Annotated in this window: 21 protein-coding genes; 20 read left to right on the forward strand and 1 reads right to left on the reverse strand. The window is 35.3% G+C overall.

Going from position 1 to position 23,859, the window contains the following annotated elements:
* Positions 1–9 precede the first annotated feature (9 nt).
* Genes purM through purD form a run of 4 tightly spaced genes read left to right on the forward strand, consistent with a single transcriptional unit; the run spans position 10 to position 4,415 of the window.
* Positions 10–1,035 carry a phosphoribosylformylglycinamidine cyclo-ligase gene (gene purM / locus CBP76_RS01520; protein WP_102195165.1) on the forward strand — a complete coding sequence of 342 codons (1,026 nt, stop codon included), beginning with the start codon at positions 10–12 and terminating at the stop codon, positions 1,033–1,035.
* Complete coding sequence (gene purN, locus CBP76_RS01525; protein ID WP_102195166.1) at positions 1,026–1,607, forward strand: phosphoribosylglycinamide formyltransferase; 582 nt, start codon at positions 1,026–1,028, stop codon at positions 1,605–1,607. The genes purM and purN overlap by 10 nt, the downstream gene beginning before the upstream one ends.
* A complete protein-coding gene (purH, locus tag CBP76_RS01530; protein WP_174683312.1) occupies positions 1,607–3,148 on the forward strand; it encodes a bifunctional phosphoribosylaminoimidazolecarboxamide formyltransferase/IMP cyclohydrolase in 1,542 nt (513 codons plus the stop codon). The genes purN and purH overlap by 1 nt, the downstream gene beginning before the upstream one ends.
* A gap of 16 nt (positions 3,149–3,164) precedes the next feature.
* Positions 3,165–4,415 carry a phosphoribosylamine--glycine ligase gene (purD, locus tag CBP76_RS01535; RefSeq protein ID WP_102195168.1) on the forward strand — a complete coding sequence of 417 codons (1,251 nt, stop codon included), beginning with the start codon at positions 3,165–3,167 and terminating at the stop codon, positions 4,413–4,415.
* A gap of 74 nt (positions 4,416–4,489) precedes the next feature.
* Here purD and CBP76_RS01540 read toward each other — a convergent pair whose 3' ends face one another.
* The gene (locus tag CBP76_RS01540) at positions 4,490–5,116 is read right to left on the reverse strand and encodes a lysophospholipid acyltransferase family protein (protein ID WP_102195169.1); all 627 of its coding nucleotides are present in this window, start codon (positions 5,114–5,116) and stop codon (positions 4,490–4,492) included.
* Positions 5,117–5,178: 62 nt separating this feature from the next.
* Here CBP76_RS01540 and CBP76_RS01545 point away from each other — a divergent pair, with 62 nt between their 5' ends.
* The 16 genes from CBP76_RS01545 to infB all read left to right on the forward strand — a co-directional run bounded on the left by CBP76_RS01545 (position 5,179) and on the right by infB (position 23,720).
* Positions 5,179–5,907 (forward strand): tRNA1(Val) (adenine(37)-N6)-methyltransferase, encoded by a 729-nt coding sequence (locus tag CBP76_RS01545; RefSeq protein WP_102195170.1) that lies wholly within the window; start codon positions 5,179–5,181, stop codon positions 5,905–5,907.
* Positions 5,897–6,178 carry a GIY-YIG nuclease family protein gene (locus CBP76_RS01550; protein ID WP_102195171.1) on the forward strand — a complete coding sequence of 94 codons (282 nt, stop codon included), beginning with the start codon at positions 5,897–5,899 and terminating at the stop codon, positions 6,176–6,178. The genes CBP76_RS01545 and CBP76_RS01550 overlap by 11 nt, the downstream gene beginning before the upstream one ends.
* 126 nt (positions 6,179–6,304) lie before the next feature.
* Positions 6,305–7,102, forward strand: a complete 798-nt coding sequence (rpsB, locus tag CBP76_RS01555) for a 30S ribosomal protein S2 (RefSeq protein WP_102195172.1) — start codon at positions 6,305–6,307, stop codon at positions 7,100–7,102.
* A 74-nt stretch (positions 7,103–7,176) separates the two neighbouring features.
* Complete coding sequence (gene tsf / locus CBP76_RS01560) at positions 7,177–8,055, forward strand: translation elongation factor Ts (RefSeq protein WP_102195173.1); 879 nt, start codon at positions 7,177–7,179, stop codon at positions 8,053–8,055.
* A 170-nt stretch (positions 8,056–8,225) separates the two neighbouring features.
* Positions 8,226–8,960 carry a UMP kinase gene (pyrH, locus tag CBP76_RS01565; RefSeq protein ID WP_102195174.1) on the forward strand — a complete coding sequence of 245 codons (735 nt, stop codon included), beginning with the start codon at positions 8,226–8,228 and terminating at the stop codon, positions 8,958–8,960.
* Positions 8,950–9,507, forward strand: coding sequence for a ribosome recycling factor (frr, locus tag CBP76_RS01570; RefSeq protein WP_102195175.1), 558 nt, complete (start codon positions 8,950–8,952; stop codon positions 9,505–9,507). Before pyrH ends, frr begins: the two co-directional genes overlap by 11 nt.
* A 1-nt stretch (position 9,508) precedes the next feature.
* A complete protein-coding gene (locus CBP76_RS01575) occupies positions 9,509–10,252 on the forward strand; it encodes an undecaprenyl pyrophosphate synthase (RefSeq protein WP_102195176.1) in 744 nt (247 codons plus the stop codon).
* A gap of 18 nt (positions 10,253–10,270) precedes the next feature.
* Complete coding sequence (locus tag CBP76_RS01580) at positions 10,271–11,065, forward strand: phosphatidate cytidylyltransferase (RefSeq protein WP_102195177.1); 795 nt, start codon at positions 10,271–10,273, stop codon at positions 11,063–11,065.
* A gap of 19 nt (positions 11,066–11,084) precedes the next feature.
* On the forward strand, positions 11,085–12,353 hold the full coding sequence (gene rseP, locus CBP76_RS01585; RefSeq protein ID WP_102195178.1) for an RIP metalloprotease RseP: 1,269 nt from the start codon (positions 11,085–11,087) through the stop codon (positions 12,351–12,353).
* A gap of 14 nt (positions 12,354–12,367) precedes the next feature.
* Positions 12,368–14,074, forward strand: a complete 1,707-nt coding sequence (locus CBP76_RS01590) for a proline--tRNA ligase (RefSeq protein WP_102195179.1) — start codon at positions 12,368–12,370, stop codon at positions 14,072–14,074.
* Positions 14,075–14,112: 38 nt separating this feature from the next.
* Entirely contained in the window at positions 14,113–18,417 is a 4,305-nt protein-coding gene (locus CBP76_RS01595) for a PolC-type DNA polymerase III (protein WP_102195180.1), read from the forward strand.
* Between the two features lie 124 nt (positions 18,418–18,541).
* A complete protein-coding gene (gene rimP / locus CBP76_RS01600; RefSeq protein ID WP_102195181.1) occupies positions 18,542–19,009 on the forward strand; it encodes a ribosome maturation factor RimP in 468 nt (155 codons plus the stop codon).
* A gap of 10 nt (positions 19,010–19,019) precedes the next feature.
* Entirely contained in the window at positions 19,020–20,225 is a 1,206-nt protein-coding gene (nusA, locus tag CBP76_RS01605; RefSeq protein WP_102195182.1) for a transcription termination factor NusA, read from the forward strand.
* Positions 20,226–20,240: 15 nt separating this feature from the next.
* A complete protein-coding gene (rnpM, locus tag CBP76_RS01610; RefSeq protein ID WP_174683313.1) occupies positions 20,241–20,549 on the forward strand; it encodes an RNase P modulator RnpM in 309 nt (102 codons plus the stop codon).
* On the forward strand, positions 20,549–20,848 hold the full coding sequence (locus tag CBP76_RS01615) for a L7Ae/L30e/S12e/Gadd45 family ribosomal protein (RefSeq protein WP_102195184.1): 300 nt from the start codon (positions 20,549–20,551) through the stop codon (positions 20,846–20,848). Before rnpM ends, CBP76_RS01615 begins: the two co-directional genes overlap by 1 nt.
* A gap of 13 nt (positions 20,849–20,861) precedes the next feature.
* Positions 20,862–23,720: a translation initiation factor IF-2 gene (infB, locus tag CBP76_RS01620; protein WP_102195185.1), complete on the forward strand. Its 2,859-nt coding sequence runs from the start codon at positions 20,862–20,864 to the stop codon at positions 23,718–23,720.
* The last annotated feature ends 139 nt before the right edge of the window (positions 23,721–23,859 follow it).

Consider the following 23,859-nt stretch of genomic DNA (forward strand, 5'->3'; position numbering starts at 1 on the left):
GGTGAAAAGATGACCAATCCTTATCAAGAAGCTGGCGTTGATGTTGATTCAGGCTATAGAGTCTCTAAATTTATTAAACAAAATACTAATAATAAAAATATTGGAAATTTTGGTGGAATTTATGAAATCCCAGAAGGATATAAAAATCCAGTTTTAGTATCAGGTAATGATGGTGTGGGAACCAAATTGTTATTAACAACTGAAGCCCAAAAATGGGATACGATTGGAATTGACTGTGTAGCTATGTGTGTCAACGATATTTTAGCTCAAGGAGCAATTCCTCAATATTTTTTGGATTATATTTCAACTGGAAAAATTGATGAAAAGATTGAAGAGATACTTATTGGTGTGATCGAGGGGTGTAATCAGGCTAATGTTGATCTAATTGGGGGCGAGACAGCTGAAATGCCGGGTGTATATGGTAATGATGATTATGATATTGCTGGTTTCTCAGTTGGTATTTGTGAGAAAAACAATTTATTCAAAAAGAATGATTTGAAATCAGGCGACGTGTTGATTGGATTGAAATCAAACGGAATTCATTCAAATGGATTTTCACTAGTAAGAAAGATTTTTTTTCAAGATCATGATTTCTCTATTAACAGTACCTTGAAAGAATTTCCAGATATGTCATTAGGAGAGTTATTGCTAACACCAACAAAAATTTATGTTTCCGATATAGTACCCCTGTTGGAAAAGAAATTGGTTAAAGGAATTTCTCATATCACAGGTGGAGGATTCTTCGAAAATATTCCAAGAATGTTGCCTGATGAATTGATGGCCGAAATAAATGTAGATATTTGGCCTGATCTACCCATATTTAACGTTTTACAAAAATATGGACAAATCTCAACTTTGGATATGTATCACATTTTCAATATGGGTATTGGAATGATAATAGCTGTTGATAAATCTGATGAGATCAAGGTTTTAGATTTATTAAATGAAACTGAGACAACAGCTTATACAATTGGTGAATTGAAATTAAGAGAGACAGCCAGTTTGAACTTGAAAGGGGATCAGCTATGCGAGTAGCTATTTTTGCCTCAGGCAGTGGTAGTAATTTTGAAGCAATTGCTAGGTCAAAGGAATTAAGCGAAGCTGGTTTGGAAATAGAGTTGTTAGTTTGTGATCAAAAGGATGCTCAAGTTATTAAAAGGGCACAGAAACTGAAGATACCAGTCTTTATTAACCAATTGACAGATTTTCCTGATAGAGGGACTTATGAACAAGCAATTATTGAGAAATTAAAACCCTTAAAAATTGAATATATTTTATTAGCAGGATATATGCGAGTAGTAACCGAGGTTTTGTTGTCTGAATATACTAATCGAATAATCAATATCCATCCATCACTTTTACCAAAGTATTCAGGACTAGATGCTATAAAACGTGCTTATGAAGCAAATGATGAAGTAACTGGAGTAACGATTCATTATATTGACGAAGGGGTAGATACAGGTCCAATTATTAAACAATCTAAGGTAATTCGTTTAAAAAGTGATACTGAATCAAATTTAGAAGATAGAATTCATCAAACCGAACACCAAATGTATCGACAAGTAGTACTGGACTTATTAAATAAAAATAATGGGGTAGTTGAATAATGAAGAGAGCATTGATCAGTGTTTCCGATAAAACGGGAGTTGTAGAATTTGCTAAGGGGTTGATTGCTAATGATTTTGAAATCATTTCAACCGGCGGAACATATAAAAAGTTACAAGAAAACGATGTTAGGGTAACTGAAATAGATGAGATTACTAAATTTCCAGAGATCCTTGATGGACGTGTTAAAACCTTACATCCAATGGTTCATGCTGGATTGCTGGCCAAACGTGATGATTCAGAACATATGAAGACTCTGGAAAAATTGAATATTCAAACAATTGACTTGGTATGTGTTAACTTGTATCCATTTAAAGAGACTATCTCAAAGGAGAATGTAACACCAGATCAGGCCATTGAACAAATTGATATTGGTGGACCATCAATGATTCGATCAGCGTCTAAGAATTTTAAAAGTGTTTATGTTGTGATCGATGCAAATGATTATCAAACAGTTTTGCAAAGCATTGAATCAAATGAGGATGATACAATTTTAAGACGCCGTTTAGCGGCAAAGGCATTTCGCCATACAGCAGAATATGATAGTATAATTGCCCATTATTTAACGGATCTCAATGGGGATGAATTCCCAGATGTTGAGGTTTTAGGTTATGATTACCACCAAAATTTAAGATATGGTGAAAATTCCCATCAAAAAGCTGCCTTCTATAAGAGTGCTATGCCTACAGAGTATTCAATTGCCTCAGCTAAACAATTACATGGTAAGGAACTCTCGTTCAATAATATTAAAGATGCTGATGCAGCTTTAAGAATCGTAGCAGACTTTGATCAACCATGTGTCGCTGCTTTGAAGCATATGAATCCGTGTGGTGTTGGAGTTGATGATCAATCTATTTATCAAGCCTGGCGTAAAGCTTATACTGCTGACACTATGTCGATTTTTGGTGGAATAGTGGCGCTAAATCGTGAAGTAACCAAAGAAATTGCTGAGGAAATGCATAAGATTTTCCTAGAAATCGTAATTGCACCTAGTTTTACTGCCGAAGCCTTAGAAATATTAGAAACTAAAAAAAATATTCGTCTATTAACACTTGATTTTTCAAAATCTCAAGATGCTGAAAAGTATGAATATATTTCAGTAATGGGTGGCCTACTAGTCCAAGAAAGAGATACAACAGTTGATCAAGTGTCTGAATTTAAAGTTGTAACTGAAAAAGTTCCAACGGCCGAAGAAATGAAAGCTTTATTATTTGGTCAGAAGATTGTTAAGCATGTTAAGAGTAATGCCATTACGATCACGACCACTGATAAAACACTTGGAATTGGTGCTGGTCAAATGAATCGAATTGGTTCAGTGAAGATTGCAATTGAACAAGAAGAACAGGCTGATAATCACGAGCCATTAATTATGGCTTCTGATGCATTCTTCCCAATGGACGATTGTGTTGAATATGCCGCAGAACATGGAATTACAGCAATTATTCAACCTGGTGGATCGATTAAAGATCAGGATTCAATTGTTATGGCTAATAAATATGGCATAGCTATGGTCTTTACAGGTAGAAGACACTTCAAACATTAGAAAAAGGAGTCTTTTGATGAAAATACTTGTTGTCGGTTCAGGCGCACGTGAAGATGCAATTTGTCAATCGTTGTTAAAGAATCCAAATAATGTAGTCTTCTGCGCACCAGGAAATGATGGAATGAAATTAAATGGTATAAAAACAATCTCAATTGATGAAGATGAGTTTGATCATTTAGCAAGTTTTGCTGAAACCAATGCTATTGATTACACAATCGTTGGGCCAGAAGAGCCGTTGGTAAATGGAATTGGTGATTTTTTTAAGAGAAAAAAATTACCTATTTTTGGGCCTATAAAAGAAGGTGCCCAAATTGAAGGCTCAAAAGTATTTACTAAGAAAATAATGAGATCGGCTCATATACCAACAGCTAATTATCAGAAGTTTACAAAATTGGAACAAGCTGAAAAGTATTTGGAGAAAGTTGATTTTCCAATTGTTATAAAAGCGGACGGGTTGGCTGCTGGTAAAGGCGTCTACATTTCACCTGATAGAACAGATGCCTTGATGAAGGTAAAATCTCTTCTAGAAAACCATAAGTTTAATACTAAGAAAATAATCATTGAAGAATACCTTGAAGGTGAAGAATTTTCCCTAATGGCTTTTGTGGATCATAAAAGGTTTTATCCGATGCCATTGGCTCAAGATTATAAAAAGATTTTTGATGGCGATGAGGGATTAAATACTGGCGGTATGGGGGCTGTTTGTCCAGTAGAAAATATTTCACTTGAGATAGAAGAAAAAGCTATTGAGACTGTTCTTGAGCCCTTTGTTAAAGAAATACATCATCAAGGTATCAAATATACAGGTATCCTTTATGCTGGTTTGATTTTAACTAAAAAGGGAATCAAGGTTATTGAATTCAATGCTCGGTTTGGAGATCCTGAAACTGAGGTTGTGTTGCCAAGACTGAAATCTGATTTGTCAGAAGTTCTCTGGTCAATGATTAATCATAAAAAAGTAAATTTAAAATGGCAAAAGACAGGATTAAATTTAGGAGTATTTGCTGTTAGTCAAGGCTATCCTGTAAAATCCATCTTTGGTGAATTGGGTTCGAGTGATGAGTTTAAAAACTGTCCATTATCTATTAATTATGCAGGTGTTCGAAAAGAGAACCATCAACTAATTAGTAATGGTGGTCGACTATATTTAATGAAGACTAAAGCAAAATCTTTAGCGGAGGCTCAGCAACAAATCTATTTCAACTTGGATAAAATGAAGCAAGATAATATTTTTTATCGACGAGATATTGGTAAAAATTCAATTTAAAAAAATAGAGATAAAACTTTCTAAGATTTTATATCCTAAGAAAGTTTTGTCTCTATTTTTGTGTTATATAATAATTAGTGTTTCTTTTTAGGCGGAATATATTCAAAACTAGGATCAATTTCTCTATCAACTGTTTTCCAAGCTTCTTCCATATCATCGTTGACTTGTTTAGTTTGTTTTTCATCTAGTTTAGCTTTGAAATCAAAGTCAATTTCTGGTCCGATACCAACAGTGATTTTTTGATGGCGCATCAATCCACCAAAGGTTAAGGGACCTTGGTAGACAAAGGGCACTAGAGGTGCTTTTGAAAGTTTAGCAATCAATGAAGCCCCGCCCTTTAGTTCTTCTGAATAACGTGTTCCAGAAGGAAACATTATTAAAACTCTATCTTCTTTCTTCAAGGCCTTAACAGGAGTTTTTATGGCTGAAGGACCGGGGTGAACTCGATCAACAGGAAAAGCATGTGCGTGAACTAAAATAAATCTTAAAATTGGATTTTTGAAGAGCTCTTTTTTAGCCATAAAAGTAGCTTCTCGTGGTGATATTACTAGAGCAAAGAAAATTGGCTCCCACCAAGTTCTATGAGGGGCAACCAATATGTATGGCTTGTCGGGTAAATTTTCCTTACCAACTACGTCATATCGCCCGTTTAGTAGAAATACTAAACCTCTTACTAAAACACGAATAACTTTATAAAACATAAAAATATCAATCTCCCAAAAATAATTTTCACTTAAATAAAATACCACAAAGTAGGTGTCACATGTCGAATAATTCTCAAGATGTTATTTCTAACAGTGGAATAATCATCAATCAAGATAAAAGTCTTTATTCTTTCAATCTAGATACTATTTTACTCTATAATTTTGCTAAACCTTCAAAAAAAGGTAAAGTTGTTGATTTATGTGCCGGAAATGGAGCAATCGGTTTATCTTTGGCGTCAAAAACTAATGCTCAAATTTATTTAATTGAAATACAAAAGGAGTTGGCAAAGTTATCACAAAAAAGTATTGACGATAATAATCTTTCTGACCAAGTTCATTCAATTAATGACGATTTAAAGAATATCCAATCCCATTTGGCCCACGATACAATTGACACAATTGTTTGTAATCCACCATATTTTAAAGTTTCTAATCAAACTATTATTAAGGAGAACCCAGTTTTAGCAATTGCACGCCATGAATTAAAAGCCAACTTGGTTGATATAATATCTACTATTAAGATATTGCTGAAAGAAAACTCGCACGTTTTTATGGTCTATCGTCCGGAACGATTAAGCGAACTTTTAACGGTGATGACACAACAAAAGATACAACCAAAACGGATGCGTTTTGTCCGGTCGACCTCAAAAAAGGAGGCTAACTTGGTTTTGATCGATGCTATTAAGACTGTAAAGGAAGCTGCATTAAGAATAGAACCAGATTTAGTAATATATAACGATCAGCATCAGTTAAGTAAAGAGGCGAGTTTAATAATCAATGGAAAGTAATAAATATTATGTTTATATGCTTCTGTGTAGAGACCAAACATTTTATACAGGAACTAGTAATAATGTAGAAAAAAGAGTTGCAACGCATAATGCGGGTAAGGGCGCAAAGTATACAAAAATTAGGCGTCCTGTGAAATTAATGTATAGTGAAGAACTCGAAAATAAGTCACAAGCCTTAAAAAGAGAAATAGCTATAAAAAAACTTTCACGACAACAAAAAGTCTCATTATTAAAAAGTCATGGAATAAATTGGAGAGATTACTTGATTTAATGAAGATTATCCCATATAATGTTTATCTGTATTGAATACACACACTTAACGATTTGATTGATGGTGCGCGCGAGCGTTTCAGTCAGACATGACTTAAGTGGAGGTAAAAACCAGGAGGAACTTTTTATGTCAGTTATTTCTATGAAACAATTGCTTGAAGCCGGTGTACATTTTGGACACCAAACAAGACGTTGGAACCCTAAGATGGCTCCATTTATCTTTACACAAAGAAATGGTATTTATATCATTGATTTACAAAAGACTGTACGCATGATCGATGATGCATACAACTATATGAAGGCTGTTGCCGGTGATGATGGTATTTTCTTATTTGTCGGTACAAAGAAGCAAGCCCAAGACGCTGTTGCTGAAGAAGCTACACGTGCAGGTCAATACTATGTTAACCATCGTTGGTTAGGTGGTACTTTGACTAACTGGAACACAATCCAAAAACGTATCAAGAGATTAAAGGAAATCAAGGCTATGTCTACTGATGGTACCTTTGATCGTCTACCTAAGAAGGAAGTTGCTTTGCTAACAAAGCAACAAGCTAAGTTAGAGAAATTCCTTGGTGGTATCGAAGATATGCCAAGAATTCCTGATGTTATGTTTATCGTTGATCCACATAAAGAAAACATTGCTGTTAACGAAGCTAAGAAACTTAACATTCCTATCGTAGCTATGGTTGATACAAATACAGATCCAGACCCTATCGATGTTATTATTCCTTCAAATGATGATGCTATTCGTGCCGTACGTTTGATTACTGCTAAGATGGCTGACGCTATTGTTGAAGGTAAACAAGGTGAAGAAGCTGTTTCAGATGCTGATTTTGCTGATAACAAAGATGAGAATAAAGAAGCTGCTGATGACAAATCAATCGAAGATTTGGCAAATGCAACAAACAACTCAGATAACAAATAATTAAAAATATAATATCCGTAAAATAGAGCCATCTTACGTAGATGACTCTATTTATACGACTGGAGGATTTACGAATGGCTAAAATTACTGCTGCTCAAGTTAAAGAATTACGTGATAAGACAAGCGTTGGTATGATGGATGCTAAGAAGGCATTGGTTTCTGCTGATGGTGATATGGACAAAGCTGTTGATTTACTTCGTGAAAAGGGTATTGCAAAAGCTGCCAAGAAGAGTGGAAACATTGCTGCTGAAGGTTTAGCACATATCGAAATTTCAGGTAACAAGGCTGCTATTATCGAAGTTAACTCAGAAACTGATTTTGTTTCATCAAATGACAAGTTTATCAAACTTGTAAATGATGTTGCTAAGGCAATCGTTGAAAACGAACCTAAGACAATGGACGAAGCAATGGAACTTAAACTTGATGATGGTACAATTAATGAAGCTATCACTGGTTTAACAGCCGTTATCGGTGAAAAGATCAGTTTGAGACGTTTCCAAGTTCTTGATAAGACTGATTCACAAGTATTTGGCTCATACCTACACAATGGTGGTTTGATTGGTGCTATCGTTACTCTTGAGGGTTCTGATGAAGAAGCTGCTAAAGATGTTGCTATGCACGTTGCAGCTATCAATCCTAGATATATGGATCGCGATCAAGTTCCTGCTGATGTTTTGGAACATGAAAAGGCTATCTTTACTGAAGAAACAAAAGCTGAAGGTAAACCTGAAAAGATTATTCCAAGAATCGTTGAAGGCCGTGTAAACAAGTACTTGTCAGAAATTAGTTTGGCTGATCAAGAATTTGTTAAAGATTCAGATATGACTGTTCAACAATTTGTTGAATCAAAGAATAGTAAGTTAGTATCATTCGTCCGCTTTGAGGTTGGCGAAGGTATTGAAAAGAAACAAGAAGACTTTGCTGAAGAAGTAAAGAATCAAATGAATAACTAATACTTATCATTTTTGAGAAAGGTCGCTTAATTCAATTTTTTGAATTAAACGACCTTTTCTTTATATAAAGGGTTGTATAGTAACGAATTTTATTTAAAAATAGTGTTTAGATAATTTTAGTGTATCGAATATGTTAAAATGTTTAGTAGCAAAATTAAAGGAGAGTACTTATGCCTGATATCAAGTATAAAAGAATAATTTTAAAAGTTTCTGGTGAAGCTTTAGCTGGAGAAAAAGGATTTGGAATTAATCCACCTGTTATTAAGAAAATTGCAGAACAAATCAAGAGTGTGCATGATTTAGGTGTACAAGTTGCCATTGTTTGTGGTGGTGGTAATATTTGGCGTGGTGAAACTGGTGCCGAAATGGGTATGGATCGTGCTCAAGCCGATTATATGGGTATGATGGCTACAGTTATGAACGGATTGGCTTTACAAGATGGATTGGAACATATCGGAGTGCCAACTCGTGTTCAAACATCAATCGAAATGCGCCAAGTTGCTGAACCTTATATTAGAAGAAAGGCTGTTAGACATCTTGAAAAGGGCCGTGTAGTTATTTTTGCTGGTGGTACAGGTAATCCATACTTCTCAACAGATACTACATCAGTGCTTCGTGCTGCTGAAATTGAAGCAGATGTTATCTTAATGGCCAAGAATAACGTTGATGGCGTATACTCAGCTGATCCTAAGAAGGATCCAAATGCTAAGAAATATGACGAATTATCACAACTTGATATTATCAATAAGAACCTCGGTGTGATGGATACAACTGCTTCATCATTGTCAATGGATAATAATATTCCATTGATTGTCTTTAATTTGAATGAACCAGAGAACATTAAGAAAGTTGTTCAAGGCGAAAATATTGGAACAATTATAAAGGGTGGTAATGATGACAAATAAAGCTATTTCTAAAGCACAAGAAAATATGAAGAAATCTATCGAAGTATTGAATCGTGAATTAGGTAATATTCGTGCTGGTAAGGCCAATGCTTCAATTTTAAGTAATGTTATGGTTTCTTACTATGGAAGTGATGTTCCATTGAATCAGGTTGCTTCAATCAATATTCCTGAAGCACGTGTTTTATTGATTACACCTTATGACAAATCATCATTAGATGATATTGAACATGCATTAAATTCATCTGATCTTGGTTTGAACCCAGCCAATGATGGTAATGTCATTCGCTTGGTTATCCCGCAGCTTACTGGTGAGCGTAGACAAGAGATTGCTAAACAAGTGGGTAAAGAGGCCGAGGGTGGACGAATCGCTGTTAGAAACGTCCGTCGTGAAGCTATGGATGATTTGAAGAAGCAATTAAAGGCTAATGATGTCACTGAGGATGAATTTCATAATCTTGAAAAAGATGTTCAAAAAGTAACAGATAATGCTATTGCTGATATTGATAAGTTAGCTGCAGCCAAGGAAAAGGAAATTACTGAAGGCTAAGATGGCAGACAATATTAAAGAACAATTAGATCCAGAAATGTCAATTCCAAAACATGTTGCCATTATTATGGACGGAAATGGTCGTTGGGCTAAGAAAAAAGGTCAACCTCGAATTGCTGGACATAAAGAGGGCATGAATAATGTTAAAACAATTGCAACGGCTGCTAGTCATTTGGGTGTCAAAGTATTAAGTCTTTATGCTTTTTCAACTGAAAACTGGAGCCGCCCAAGTAAAGAAGTTAATTTTTTGATGCGATTGCCAGTTGATTTTTTTGGAACATTTATGCCAGATCTAATTAAGGAAAACATTAAAGTAATGGTAACTGGATTTACAGACCATTTACCAGATAGAACTAGAAAAGTAGTTTTAAAAGCAGTTGAGGACACAAAGGATAATACTGGGATGATCCTCAATTTTGCTTTTAACTATGGTAGTCGTGCCGAAATTGTAAATGCTGCTAAAAGTTTGGCAATCGACGCAGTTCATGGTTCAATAGATCCAAAAGAAATTGATGATACTGTATTTTCTGATCATTTGTTGACAAGTCAGTTAGGAAATCTGGCTGATCCCGATCTTTTGATTAGAACGAGTGGAGAAGAGCGAATTTCCAATTTTATGTTATGGCAATTAGCTTATTCAGAGATGATTTTTGATAAGACTTATTGGCCAGACTATTCTGTTGATAATTTGATTGAGGATATTAAGGAATTTGATCGAAGAGATCGTCGCTTTGGATCTGTTTAGTTAGTTTGGGGGAAAATTATGAGACAACGTGTAATCACTGCCGTTATAGCATTAGCAATCTTTATTCCCATATTGCTTGCCGGTGGAATTTGGTTAGAAATAGCTGCAGCTGCATTAGCTGCAGTTGGTGTATTTGAAGTGTATATCATGCGTAAGAGAATTATTGTGTCAATGGATTTCTTAGTGACAATCCTTGGTACTTTGGCCTTAGTGGTTCCAAACGGCTTTTATAGAGGATGGTTCCCTAAGAGCTTCTCACGTTTGGATTTATTTTATGTATTTTCGATAATCTTGTTAGTTATAACAGTTTTGACAAAGAATAAATTTAATTTTGAAGATGCTGGTGTTTCTGTGGTGTCAATGCTTTATATTGGAACTGGTTTTCATTATTTAGCCGCTGTTAGAAATTCAGCTCCAGGATTAGGCCTTTTAATGTATGCCTTAATTGTCGTTTGGTCGACAGATATTTTTGCTTATACATTTGGTAGAAAGATTGGTAAACATAAATTATGGCCAGCAATTAGTCCTAATAAGACTTGGGAGGGCACTATAGCTGGTATTATTATGGCTTTGATTCTCTCAGGTATTTATATGTATTTTGTTCCACAAGAGTATTCAATGACGACTATGTTGATGATTGCTTTTGTACTTTCTATCATGGGACAAATGGGAGATTTGATTGAATCGGCTTATAAGAGATTCTATAAAGTAAAAGATTCAGGTAATATTCTACCTGGACATGGTGGTATATTAGATAGATTCGATAGTATGTTGATTGTACTACCTTTGTTACACATTTTTGGTTTAGTATAAACAGCCTGTGGAGGTTAAAATGACCGCGATAATTACATTTATAATTGTTTTTGGTATCTTAGTAATTGTTCATGAATTTGGACACTATTATGCCGCAAAAAAATCTGGGATCTTAGTTCGGGAGTTTTCTGTTGGAATGGGTCCTAAAATTGTGGCGTATAGAAGGAATCATACGACATATACACTAAGGTTATTACCGTTAGGTGGATATGTACGAATGGCTGGTGCTCAAGAGGATGATTCTGAGATTCAACCAGGAACTATGTCATCATTAGTATTGAATGATGACAATAAAGTAACGAAGATAATAACTTCTAGTAAAGTTTATGATGCAAACGCGGTTCCAGTTCAAATCTCAAAGGCTGATCTTGTGGATGATCTAGTAATTGAAGGATACGAAAATGGTGATGAAACCGTTACTAAAAAGTATTCCGTTGATCATGATGCGACAATTGTTGAAGAAGATGGAACTGAAGTACAGATTGCACCTAGAGATGTACAGCTACAATCAGTTTCAGTCTGGAAACGAATGATTACAAACTTTGCTGGACCATTTAATAACTTTGTCTTAGCAATTTTGGCTGCAATTTTGGCTGCTTTTATGATGGGTGCTGTTGGTACAGGATCAAATCAATTAGGGAATGTTGAGAAGAATTCGGTTGCCCAAAAAGCAGGTTTAAAAGCCAATGACAAGATTTTGAGTATCAATGGAGAAAAGACAAATTCTTGGACAGAGTTATCAGAGAATATTCAAAATAATCCTAATAAGAAAATCACTTTAAAAGTACAATCAGGAAAAAAGATTGAACAAATCAAATTAACTCCGAAAGCAGTTAAATCATCAGGTCAAAGTTATGGGATGATTGGAATTATGCAACAAACCGATTCCAGTGTTATGGCTAAGATTAAGTATGGATTTACATATAGCTGGAGTACATCTTTAACTATTTTTCACGCGTTAGGTAAGATGGTTTCGGGTGGATTCAATATTAATCAATTATCAGGACCCGTAGGTATTTATTCTATGACATCTAAAGTGGCTTCAACTGGCTTGATTAATATTATTTTCTTTACATCAATGTTATCAATGAATTTGGGAATAGTTAATTTGATACCTATTCCAGCACTAGATGGCGGTAAAATCTTATTGAATATTATTGAAGCAATTAGAAGAAAACCAATTCCTGAGCAATATGAGAATGTTATTACTTTGATAGGTGTAGGGATTTTAGTTTTATTAATGATCGCTGTTACGTGGAATGATATCCAGCGCTTCTTTATAAAATAGGGGGATAAGTGAACTTGAAACAATCAAAATTATATATTCCAACATTAAAACAAACTCCTTCAGATGCTGAAGCTATTAGTCATCAGTTGATGTTGAGAGCAGGTTACATTAGACAGGTTTCAGCCGGAATGTACGCATATTTACCATTGGCTTGGTCAGTGATTCGCAAGCTAGAAGATGTAATGCGTAAAGAAATGGAAAAAATTGATGCAGTCGAGATGCAGATGCCAGCAATTTTACCAGCTGATTTATGGAAAGAGAGTGGCCGTTACGAAACATACGGTGATAATCTTTTTAAATTAAAGGATCGTCATGAAAGAGAGTTTGTTTTAGGACCTACTCATGAAGAAACATTTACCAGTGTGGTAAAAGAAGGATTAAACAGTTATAAGAAATTACCACTGGTTTTGTATCAAATGCAAATGAAGTATCGTGATGAAGATCGTCCACGTTATGGTTTGCTTCGGGGTCGTGAATTCTTGATGAAAGATGCTTATTCTTTTACTGCTAATAAAGAACAATTAGATGTTATTTTTAATCAAATGGAACAAGCATATCGTAATATCTTTGATATTTGCGGATTGAATTATCGATCAATTATTGGTGATGCTGGTGCTATGGGTGGTACTGATTCGAAGGAATTCTCTGCTATTGCACCTATTGGTGAAGATACAATCGCCTATTCTGATGAATCTGATTATTCGGCTAACTTGGAAATGGCAGCAAGTAAAATGTCAGAGAATCCTCAAGAGGATAAAAAAGAACTTGAAGAAGTTGATACACCAAACGTACATACAATTGATACTTTGGCCGACTTGCTTAAAGTTGATGCTGCTAGAATTATGAAAGCCGTAGCTTATATGGCTGATGATGAACCTGTTTTGGTTATGATTCGTGGCGACTATGAAGCCAATGATGTTAAAATTAAAAATTATTTAGGTGCAGATTTCTTACGTGAGGCTACTCCAGAAGAGGTCACTGATGTCTTTCATAGTGTTCCTGGATTTATTGGTCCTAAAGGAATCGATGAAAAAGTCAAGGTCCTTTATGATAGTTCTTTAGTTGGATTAATTAATTTTGTTGTTGGCCCTAATAAAGCTGACAGACATTTCATTAACGCAAATTTTGAAGATATAACAGATGAAACTCCTGAGTTTAGAGACTTCCGTGTCATCAAAGAAGGAGAGGTTTCTCCTGATGGACATGGGCATATCAAATTTACTCGTGGTATTGAAATCGGACATATTTTCAAATTAGGTACTAAATTCTCTAAGGCATTAGGAGCTAATTTCCTAGATGAGAATGGTAAATCTAATCCTTTGATTATGGGTTGTTATGGTATTGGTATTTCAAGATTGCTTTCAGCTATCATTGAACAACATAGTGATGAAAACGGAATTATCTGGCCAGCACAATTGGCACCTTATCAAATCCACGTGGTTCCAATTAAATATAACAATGACGTTCAAGGTAAACTTAGTGATGAAATTGTTGAATTATTACAAGATGAAGGCTATGATGTATTGCTTGACGATCGTAAAGAACGTCCTGGTGTAAAATTTGCAGACTCTGACCTAATTGGTATTCCAATTAGAATCACTGTTGGTAAAAAGGCAGCAGATGAAATTGTTGAACTGAAGATTAGAAGTACTGGTGAAACAATTGAAGTAAGTAAGGACGAATTAGTAAATTCAGTAAAAATATTGCTTAAGAATCAGTAATGAGGCTTAGGCCTTTTTTTATTTTTGAAGGGTAGAATATGTCGGATACAAAACAACTTTTTGAAATTTTAATTAAGCAGATTAAATTAGATTCTTTGTTGGAATCAAATGATTCATTCGTTGATGGAAAATTGAACAAATTGGAAGTTCATAAAAATAGTAAACGTTGGACTTTTTACTTTGAATTTTCTAACGTTTTACCATTTAAGGAATTTTTGGTTTTTGTACAAGCTTTGCAGGCGACTTTTAAAGATATTGCTACAGTTAATTTTGAAATTAGTACCACGAATGCAGAATTGACTGAGAGGGATATTAAAGAGTATTGGAATTATGTTTTAAATGACTGCAATGTAGATTCACCAATGGTAATAGATAAGATTAGTCAAACTCCTCCCCATATGGAGAATGGACAAGTCTTTTTAGACGTTTCCAATAGTTTTATGGCTGATTTCGTTGATGGAAAATTAATCAATGGGTTACAGTCAGAATATAGTAGTTTGGGATTTCCCGATTTTAAAATCAGAACGAATATTGATGAAAACAAATCTCAAGAAAAAGAATTGGCTATGAAAGCGGCTAATGCCGAAAAGGCCAAACAGTATCAAGCAAAGGCCAAAGAAATTACAGAGCAAAAGGTTAATAAACCTGTTGCAAATGTTTCAAAAGTTGGTCGTAAGATTCCTGATGATCAAGAGATTACTCAAATGGTTGATATTATTGAAGAAGACCGGGGCAAAGTAGTTGAAGGTTATGTATTTGATCTGGAAGTTCGTAAATTAAAATCAGGTCGTTCATTGTTGATTATGAAAGTAACTGATTATACTTCATCGTTTAGTATTAAGAAATTTTCTAATGGTGAAGATGATGAGAATTTCTTCAATAATTCAATTGATACGGGTGCTTGGATTCGAGTTCGTGGTAGTATCCAAGAGGATAATTTCTCTAGAGAACTTGTCATTATGGCTCAAGATATCAATATTATTAAACATGCAAGTCGACAAGATACTGCTGAAGATGATAATAAGCGAATTGAATTACATGCCCATACTAATATGAGTCAGATGGATGCTATTCCAAGTGCAACTGATTTGATCAAACGTGCCAGTGATTGGGGACAAAAGGGGATTGCAATTACTGACCATCGAGCTTTGCAGGCCTTTCCAGAAGCATATAGTGCTGGAAAAAAATATGGTGTCAAAATAGCTTATGGTGTCGAAGTTGATTTGGTTGACGAAGGTAATCCCATTGCTTTTAATTTAAGGGATCAAGAATTAGCAGGTTCAGAATATGTGATTTTCGATACTGAAACAACTGGATTGTCCGCGGTTTATGATTCAATTATCGAAATTGGTGCCACTAAGATGAAAAATGGTGAGGTAATTGATCGATTTGATAAATTTATTAACCCTGGCCATCCACTATCTGAAATAACAACCAATTTAACAAGTATTACGACGGATATGGTTAAAGATGCTCCAGATGAAACTGTTATTATCGGAGAGTTCATGGACTTTATTGGCGATGATATTCTAGTTGGACATAATGTTACATTTGATATGGGATTTATGAATGCTGCTTTGACTAGGATGGGTCGTAATCGTTTATCTATGCCTGTTATTGATACATTGGAAATGTCGCGAACACTACATTCTGAGTATCGTAATCATAAGCTAGATTCTTTAGCCAAACGTTATAATATTGTTTTAGAACATCATCACCGTGCTGATTCTGATGCTGAGACAACTGGTTATTTGATGTATAAGTTATTTGATGAATTGGAAGATAAGTTTGGTACAACTAATGTTGAGAATTTAAATGACAATATTGGTGGTGAGGAAGCTTATAAACAGGCCCGTCCAAGCCATGCGATTTTGTTGGCTAAGACGCAAGCTGGTTTGAAGAATTTATTTAAAATCGTTTCTTATTCGATGATTAATTATTATTATCGAACAGCTCGTGTCCCAAGAAGACTGCTTAATAAGTATCGTGAAGGAATAATTGTTGGCTCCGCCTGTGAAAATGGCGAAGTCTTTACAAGTATGATGCAAAAGGGGTATGACGATACTCGTGAGTTGGCACAATACTATGACTATCTTGAGGTCATGCCACGTTCACTTTATCAACATTTGATCGATATTAAGATCATTAAAGATGAGGATGCCTTAAAAGAGATTCTTAAGAACATTGTTAAGTTAGGTAAAGAATTGAATAAGCCTGTTGTTGCAACAGGAGACGTTCACTATCTTGATCCACATGACAAGGTTTATCGAGATATTGTTATCAAAGCAGTCAAAAGCAATGCTTTGGCACGTCGTCCAGAATTACCAGATGTACAATTCAGAACTACTAATGAAATGTTTGATGAGTTTGATTATATGGATCAGACAACTGAACAAGAAATTATTGTCGATAATCCTAAAAAGATTATGGATTCAATTGATGAGATATCTCCAGTTAAAGACAAACTCTATACACCTAAAATGGAGGGTGCCGAAGAAGAAATGCGAACCCTTTCAATGGATAAGGCACATGAGTTATATGGTGACCCACTACCGGAAATTGTTCAGCATCGATTGGATCGTGAGTTAAAGAGTATTATCGGTAATGGATTCTCAGTTATTTATTTAATTGCTCAACGTTTAGTTTTCAAGTCAAATAAAGATGGATATTTAGTTGGCTCCCGTGGTTCGGTTGGTTCTAGTTTTGCTGCAACTATGATTGGTATTACTGAATGTAATCCATTGCCCCCACACTATCGTTGTCCAAATTGTAAGTATTCTGAATTTTATACTAAGGGTGAATATGGATCTGGTTATGATCTACCTGATAAAGAATGTCCTAAGTGTGGTACTGAATTAGATAAAGATGGACAGGATATTCCTTTTGAAACTTTCTTAGGTTTTAAAGGTGATAAAGTACCTGATATTGATTTGAACTTCTCTGGAGATTACCAACCAATAGCTCATAATTATACAAAAGTGCTTTTTGGTGAGGACCATGTATTCCGTGCTGGTACTATTGGTACAATTGCTGATCGAACAGCTTTTGGTTATGTAAAAAATTATCAAGAACTAACTGGTAAAAACTTACGTAATGCTGAAGTAGAACGTTTAGCAATGGGCTCAACTGGAGTTAAACGTACTACAGGTCAACATCCGGCTGGTATTATTGTAGTTCCTGACGATATGGATATTTTTGACTTTACGCCGATTCAATATCCAGCTGATGATCAAACAGCTCTGTGGAAGACAACTCACTTTGATTTTCATTCGATTCATGATAATATTTTAAAACTTGATATTCTGGGACATGATGATCCTACGATGATTCGTATGTTGCAAGATTTGTCAGGAATCGACCCTCAAACAATTCCGGTCAAAGATCCGGGCGTGATGGAGTTGTTTAGAAGTACTGATTCGTTAGGCGTTAAGCCAGAACAAATCTTTTCAAAAACTGGTACGCTTGGTGTTCCAGAATTTGGTACTCGTTTTGTACGAGGGATGTTAGAAAAGACCCATCCAACTACTTTTGCTGAGTTATTACAAATTTCAGGATTATCACATGGTACCGATGTTTGGTTAGGTAATGCCGAGGAATTGATTGATAAGGGTGTTGTTACTTTAAAGGATGTTATCGGTTGTCGTGATAATATCATGATGGATTTGATCCACTATGGAATGGATTCACAGATGGCCTTTCAAATTATGGAACACGTACGTAAGGGAAGAGGTATTCCTGATGATTGGAAACAAGCAATGAAAGATGCTGATGTTCCTGATTGGTATATTGATTCTTGTTTAAAGATCAAGTATATGTTCCCTAAGGCTCATGCGACGGCCTATATTATTATGGCTTTAAGAATTGCTTATTTTAAAGTTCATTACCCGCTTTACTATTACAGTGCTTATTTTTCAGTCAGAGCTGATGATTTTGATTTGGTGGCCATGGCAAGTGGAAAAGATGCTGTAAAGGCATCCATGAAAGAAATTAACGATAAAGGTATGGACGCTTCTACTAAGGAAAAGAATTTATTGACTGTTTTGGAGCTCGCAAATGAATGCTTGGAAAGAGGCTTCAAGATTAAAATGGTCGATATTGAAAAGTCTGATGCGTTTGAATTCAAAATTATTGATGATAAAACACTTCTAGCTCCGTTTAATGCTATTCCTGGTTTGGGAGATAACGTTGCTAAGCAGATCATTGCAGCACGTGAAGAACAGCCATTTCTATCAAAACAAGATCTAGGTACTCGTGGTAAAGTTTCTAAAACAGTTATTGAATATATGACGGAGAATCATGTTTTAGATGGAATGCCGGACGAAAATCAATTGTCATTGTTTTAGTACTAATCGTTATAAGTTGCTTTAATAATAAATATATGTTAAATTAACTACTAGTTAATTATTGATTAATGAGTGAGCAGAGATGCTCACTCTTTTTATTGCCGATTACTTTGGAGGAATGTCCTTGGATACAAAAGTTGAAGAATTAAAAGCCATTTTATTGCCGATTCTAGAAAAACATGATTTCTTTCTTGTTGATCTAGAATTTGTTCACGAACGTGGAGATTGGTATTTAAGAGTTTATGCTGATAAAAAGGGTGGAATCACAATTGATGATTGTGCTGTTATCAGTGAAGAATATGGAGAGAAATTGGATGAATTGAATCCAATTGATCCAGCATACTACCTTGAAGTGTCTTCTCCTGGTGCCGAACGTCCATTAAAGAATGATGAAAGTCTTTCAAATAGTGTTGGCGAGTACGTGCATGCTTCTCTATATCAAAAACAAGATGGTCAAAAAGCTTTTGAAGGAACTATGACTGAAGTAACCGATACAAAGATAACTTTGATGGTTAAAATTAAGAATTTAAAGAAACAAGTAGAGATTAGTCGCGACAATATTGCTAAGATTCGACTTGCAATCGAATTCTAAGGAGAAAATCATGAGTAAAGAAATGGTTGAAGCCCTTGATGCGCTTGAAAGCGAAAAGGGAATAAAAAAAGAATATGTTATTGAATCATTAGAGGCGGCTCTGGTTGCAGCATATAAAAGAAATTATAATCAAGCTCAAAACGTAGATGTTGAATTTGACGCTAAAAAGGGTAATATACATGTTTATGCAGTTAAAGAGGTCGTTGAAGATGTTGTTGATGACCGTCTTGAGGTAAGTCTTGAAGATGCTCAAAAGAAGAGTAAAGGTTATGAAATTGGCGATCATATCAAAGATGAAGTAACTCCAAAAGATTTTGGACGAATTGCTGCTCAGACTGCTAAGCAAGTTATTATGCAACGTGTTCGTGAAGCTGAGCGGGATATCATTTATAATGAGTATAGCCAATATGAACATGAAATCATTCAGGGAACAGTTGAACGTAGTGATAGCAGATACGTATACATCACTTATGGACGTATTGAAACTGTGATGCCAAAATCTGATCAAATGCCTGGCGAGACATATAATTCTCGTGATAGAGTTCGAGTTTTTGTAACTAAGGTTGAGAATGCTACTAAGGGTCCTCAGGTCTTTGTTTCTAGAACTGATCCAGGTTTAGTTAAAAGATTATTTGAACAAGAGGTTCCAGAAATATATGATGGAACAGTAGAAATTGTTTCAATTGCACGTGAAGCTGGTGATCGTACTAAGATTGCAGTTAAGTCTGATAACCCTGACGTTGATCCCGTTGGTACATGTGTTGGACCCAAAGGGGCTAGAGTTCAAGCTGTAGTTGATGAATTGAATGGTGAAAATATCGATGTTGTTCCATATGTCGATGATCCTGTTGATTTTATTGCTAACGCGTTGAACCCAGCTGAAGTCATTGCTGTTCAATTTGATGAAAGAGATCCTAAACAATGTATCGTAATTGTTCCTGATTATCATTTGTCATTAGCAATTGGTAAGAAGGGTCAGAATGCTCGTCTAGCTGCTAAGTTAACTGGTTATAAGATTGATATTAAACCTGAATCACAAGTTGAATTTGTTGATGATAATGACCAAGATGTTGATATTAATGATGTTGAAAACGGCAAAATCGATATTGATAAAACTAGAGAAAATGCTGCTAATGCTGATGATGCACAGAATCCAGCTGCAGATGATCCCGATCTTGATGATGAAGCAACTGATACAACAGATTCAGAAAATTAAAAAGGGGTGATGGATTTGGCAACTCGTAAGATACCGATGCGTAAAGATATTTTGACAAATAAGATGTATCCAAAAAGAGAGATGGTAAGAATTGTCAAAGATAAAGAAGGCAATATTTCAATTGATCCTACCGGAAAGAAGCCTGGTCGTGGTGCCTATGTAGGTCTGGATCCTGAAGCCGTTAAAGAAGCCAAGTCAAAGAAATCTTTAGAGAAGGTCTTCTCACATGCAGTTCCAGAGACTTTTTATGATGAGTTATTTGATTTTGTTGATCATCAGAAAGCTAGAATGGATCTCTTTGGAGATTTAGGTAAAAAACATTAATGAATAATGCTTTTTTGAATCTTTTAGGTCTTGCAGTTAGAGCAAGAAAAGTTATTAGTGGAACTGAGTTAACTATCAATGGAGTTCGCAGTAGCGAGGTTAAGTTGGTAATTATGGCAAGTGATTGTAGCAATCGGACAAAAAAAGATTTGCACAATAAGGCAAGTTATTATAATGTACCTGTGGTAGATACATTAAATAGTTCTGAAATAAAAACGGCTATTGGAAAAGACAGAAAAGTTATGGGAATAACAGATCTTGGATTTGCTAAAAGGTTAGAAGAAATTATGGACAATTAAGGAGAGTGATAGGATGGTCAAAAAAAGAATTTATACTATTGCAAAAGAAAATAGTGTTGAGAATCAAGTAGTACTCGATGCCGCAGCTAAATTAGGTATTGATGTTAAGAACCATATGTCATCAGTGGATGAAAGTGCAGAAAAGAAAATTGTAGGTAGTTTGAAAGGTGGAAAACCAGCCGCAAAGCCAGTTCAACACAAGCCAGCTACTCAACAATCAACACAACCAAAAACTGGTGAAAAACATGAAAGTAGTAATCACAATTCCGGTGAGCATAAGACTAAGATTAAGATTACTGCTGTAAGAAGAGATGCTAATAAGGGTAAGGGTCATTTTGACCATCGTAACAACAATCACACATCCAACAGTAATCGTCCAAACAGCAATAACAATAATCACCGTCCTAATACTGGTAGTACTACTACTAACAGCAATAGTAACAACAGTAATAACCGCAACACACAATCACGTGTTAACAATAATCGCACTAACGATAATAGAAGCAACAATAACAATAATCGTAATGCACAATCACGTGATAATCGAAACAACCGTAATAACAGAAATAATCGTGATCGTTCAACTGTGCAAGGACAAGCTCCACGTCCAAGACAAAGTGCTGGTAATAAGTATCTAGATCAATTTAAGACAAATATTGCTGATGCAAGTCATATTCCTAGTCATCCAACTAGAAGTAATAATAATCGTCCTAATAACAATCGCACTAATAGTAGCGATAATGCTCATAAGAACAATCACCGTCCTAATAGTAATAGTGAAAACAATAGTCGCTATAACAACAGAAATAATAACAACAACCATAATACTAATAACCGTAATACTAACAACAATAGTCAAAACAGAAGACCAAACACTTCTACAGCAGCTAAAGCTAAGGAAGCACCAAAGTCAACTGTAGCTAATACTAATGTTCCAAAGCCAGAATATAAGAAGGCAAAACCAACTAATAATAATCGTGACTTTGGTCATAAGCAAAATCTTGCTAATCCATTTGGTAGTCGTAAGAAGAAGAAGGATCGCAAGCGTCAACAACGTCAACGTAACAATAATGAGCCTAAGAAAGTTATGCCACAAAGAAAAGATCGTCCATTACCAGAAACACTTGTTTATTCAGTTGGTATGAATGCTCAAGATATTGGTAAATTGATTCATAGAGAACCAGCTGAAATTGTTAAGAAACTCTTCATGCTTGGTATTATGATTAATCAAAACAAGTCATTGGACAAAGATACCATTGAATTGTTAGCAACTGACTATGGCATTAACGCTGAAGAAAAAGTTCAAGAAGATGTCGCTGATATTGACAAATATTTTGATGCTGAAGTAAACACGAGTGAAAATCTAGTAACACGTCCACCAGTTGTTACTATCATGGGACATGTTGATCATGGTAAGACTACTTTACTTGATCATTTAAGACATACTCATGTTACTGAAGGCGAAGCCGGTGGTATTACACAACATATTGGTGCTTATCAAGTACGTCTTAAGGATCGTTTGATTACGTTCTTAGATACTCCGGGACATGCTGCCTTTACAAATATGCGTGCTCGTGGTGCTGATATTACTGATATCGTTATTTTAGTTGTTGCAGCTGATGATGGTGTTATGCCACAGACAATTGAAGCTATCAACCATGCTAAAGCCGCAAATGATCCAATCATTGTAGCAATTAACAAGATCGATAAGCCAGGTGCCAACCCTCAACATGTTACTGAAGAATTGATGAAGTATGATCTTGTACCTGAAAGCTATGGTGGAGATACTATTTTTGTTAATATTTCTGCTAAAGTCGGTACAAACATCGATGAATTATTGGAAATGATCTTACTAGAAGCTGATGTTTTGGAATTGAAAGCAAATCCTAAACAAAAGGCTATTGGTACAGTTATCGAAGCCAAGTTGGATAAGGGTCGTGGACCAGTTGCATCACTATTGGTACAACAAGGTACATTACATGTTGGTGATCCAATCGTTGTTGGTAATACTTTTGGTCGTGTTAGAACCATGACTAATTACAATGGTAAAGAAATTAAAAAGGCTACACCTTCAGAACCAGTGGAGGTTACTGGGTTGAATGATGTTCCAGAATCAGCTGATAAGTTCGTTGTCTTTGATGATGAAAAGACAGCTCGTGCAGCCGGTGAAGAACGTGCTAGTCGTGCTCTTCAAAAGGAACGTCAGAATACTAATCCTGTCACTCTTGATAACTTATTTGAAACAATGAAAGAAGGAGAACTTAAACAAGTCGACGTTATTATTAAAGCCGATGTTCAAGGTTCTGCCGAAGCCATTGCTGGAAGTTTGAAGAAGATTGATGTTGAAGGTGTTCGTGTCAATATTATTCATCAAGCCGTTGGTGCTATTACTGAAAGTGATGTTAATTTAGCTGCTGCAAGTAATGCTATTATCATTGGATTTAATGTTCGTCCAACAGCTCAGGCTAAGATTCAAGCTAAGGATGAAAGTGTTGATATCCGTCTCCACAGAGTTATTTACAAGGCCATTGATGAGATTGAAGCTGCTATGAAGGGTATGCTTGAACCAGTTTATCAAGAAAAGGTTATTGGTAACTTGACAGTTCGTGAAACATATAATGTTTCTAAGATTGGTACCATTGCCGGTTGTTATGTAAATAGTGGTAAGATTCAACGTGATAGTGGCGTAAGACTTATCAGAGACGGTATTGTTATCACTGAAGGTAAACTTGCTTCACTTAAACGTTTCAAAGACGATGTTAAGGAAGTTGGTTCAGGATTCGAATGTGGTATCACAATCGAAAACTACAATGATATTAAAATCGGCGATGAAGTCGAAGCATATATTATGGAAGAGGTTCCAGTTAAATAAATTCCTTAAAAATAAAGTTAGGATATCAAGGGATATCTTAGCTTTATTTTTTTTGAATTGATTTGTATCAAAGCACTGATATATCGTAAGCACCTAATAACCGACCGTCTATGATTTAGGCGGAATTCGAATTATGATT

The sequence above is a fragment of the Companilactobacillus nuruki genome (assembly GCF_002872255.1).
In the GTDB taxonomy this organism is placed as follows: Bacteria; Bacillota; Bacilli; order Lactobacillales; family Lactobacillaceae; genus Companilactobacillus; species Companilactobacillus nuruki.

What these genes read in the sequence shown, in the direction of transcription:
- rseP (WP_102195178.1), top strand. Translation starts at nt 11,085, where the DNA reads ATGACCGCGATAATTACATTTATAATTGTTTTTGGTATCTTAGTAATT.
- CBP76_RS01580 (WP_102195177.1), top strand. Translation starts at nt 10,271, where the DNA reads ATGAGACAACGTGTAATCACTGCCGTTATAGCATTAGCAATCTTTATT.
- pyrH (WP_102195174.1), top strand. Translation starts at nt 8,226, where the DNA reads ATGCCTGATATCAAGTATAAAAGAATAATTTTAAAAGTTTCTGGTGAA.
- purM (WP_102195165.1), top strand. Translation starts at nt 10, where the DNA reads ATGACCAATCCTTATCAAGAAGCTGGCGTTGATGTTGATTCAGGCTAT.
- CBP76_RS01545 (WP_102195170.1), top strand. Translation starts at nt 5,179, where the DNA reads ATGTCGAATAATTCTCAAGATGTTATTTCTAACAGTGGAATAATCATC.
- CBP76_RS01540 (WP_102195169.1), bottom strand. Translation starts at nt 5,116, where the DNA reads ATGTTTTATAAAGTTATTCGTGTTTTAGTAAGAGGTTTAGTATTTCTA.
- tsf (WP_102195173.1), top strand. Translation starts at nt 7,177, where the DNA reads ATGGCTAAAATTACTGCTGCTCAAGTTAAAGAATTACGTGATAAGACA.
- CBP76_RS01615 (WP_102195184.1), top strand. Translation starts at nt 20,549, where the DNA reads ATGAATAATGCTTTTTTGAATCTTTTAGGTCTTGCAGTTAGAGCAAGA.
- CBP76_RS01550 (WP_102195171.1), top strand. Translation starts at nt 5,897, where the DNA reads ATGGAAAGTAATAAATATTATGTTTATATGCTTCTGTGTAGAGACCAA.
- purD (WP_102195168.1), top strand. Translation starts at nt 3,165, where the DNA reads ATGAAAATACTTGTTGTCGGTTCAGGCGCACGTGAAGATGCAATTTGT.
- rpsB (WP_102195172.1), top strand. Translation starts at nt 6,305, where the DNA reads ATGTCAGTTATTTCTATGAAACAATTGCTTGAAGCCGGTGTACATTTT.
- nusA (WP_102195182.1), top strand. Translation starts at nt 19,020, where the DNA reads ATGAGTAAAGAAATGGTTGAAGCCCTTGATGCGCTTGAAAGCGAAAAG.
- purN (WP_102195166.1), top strand. Translation starts at nt 1,026, where the DNA reads ATGCGAGTAGCTATTTTTGCCTCAGGCAGTGGTAGTAATTTTGAAGCA.
- infB (WP_102195185.1), top strand. Translation starts at nt 20,862, where the DNA reads ATGGTCAAAAAAAGAATTTATACTATTGCAAAAGAAAATAGTGTTGAG.
- CBP76_RS01575 (WP_102195176.1), top strand. Translation starts at nt 9,509, where the DNA reads ATGGCAGACAATATTAAAGAACAATTAGATCCAGAAATGTCAATTCCA.
- frr (WP_102195175.1), top strand. Translation starts at nt 8,950, where the DNA reads ATGACAAATAAAGCTATTTCTAAAGCACAAGAAAATATGAAGAAATCT.
- CBP76_RS01595 (WP_102195180.1), top strand. Translation starts at nt 14,113, where the DNA reads ATGTCGGATACAAAACAACTTTTTGAAATTTTAATTAAGCAGATTAAA.
- purH (WP_174683312.1), top strand. Translation starts at nt 1,607, where the DNA reads ATGAAGAGAGCATTGATCAGTGTTTCCGATAAAACGGGAGTTGTAGAA.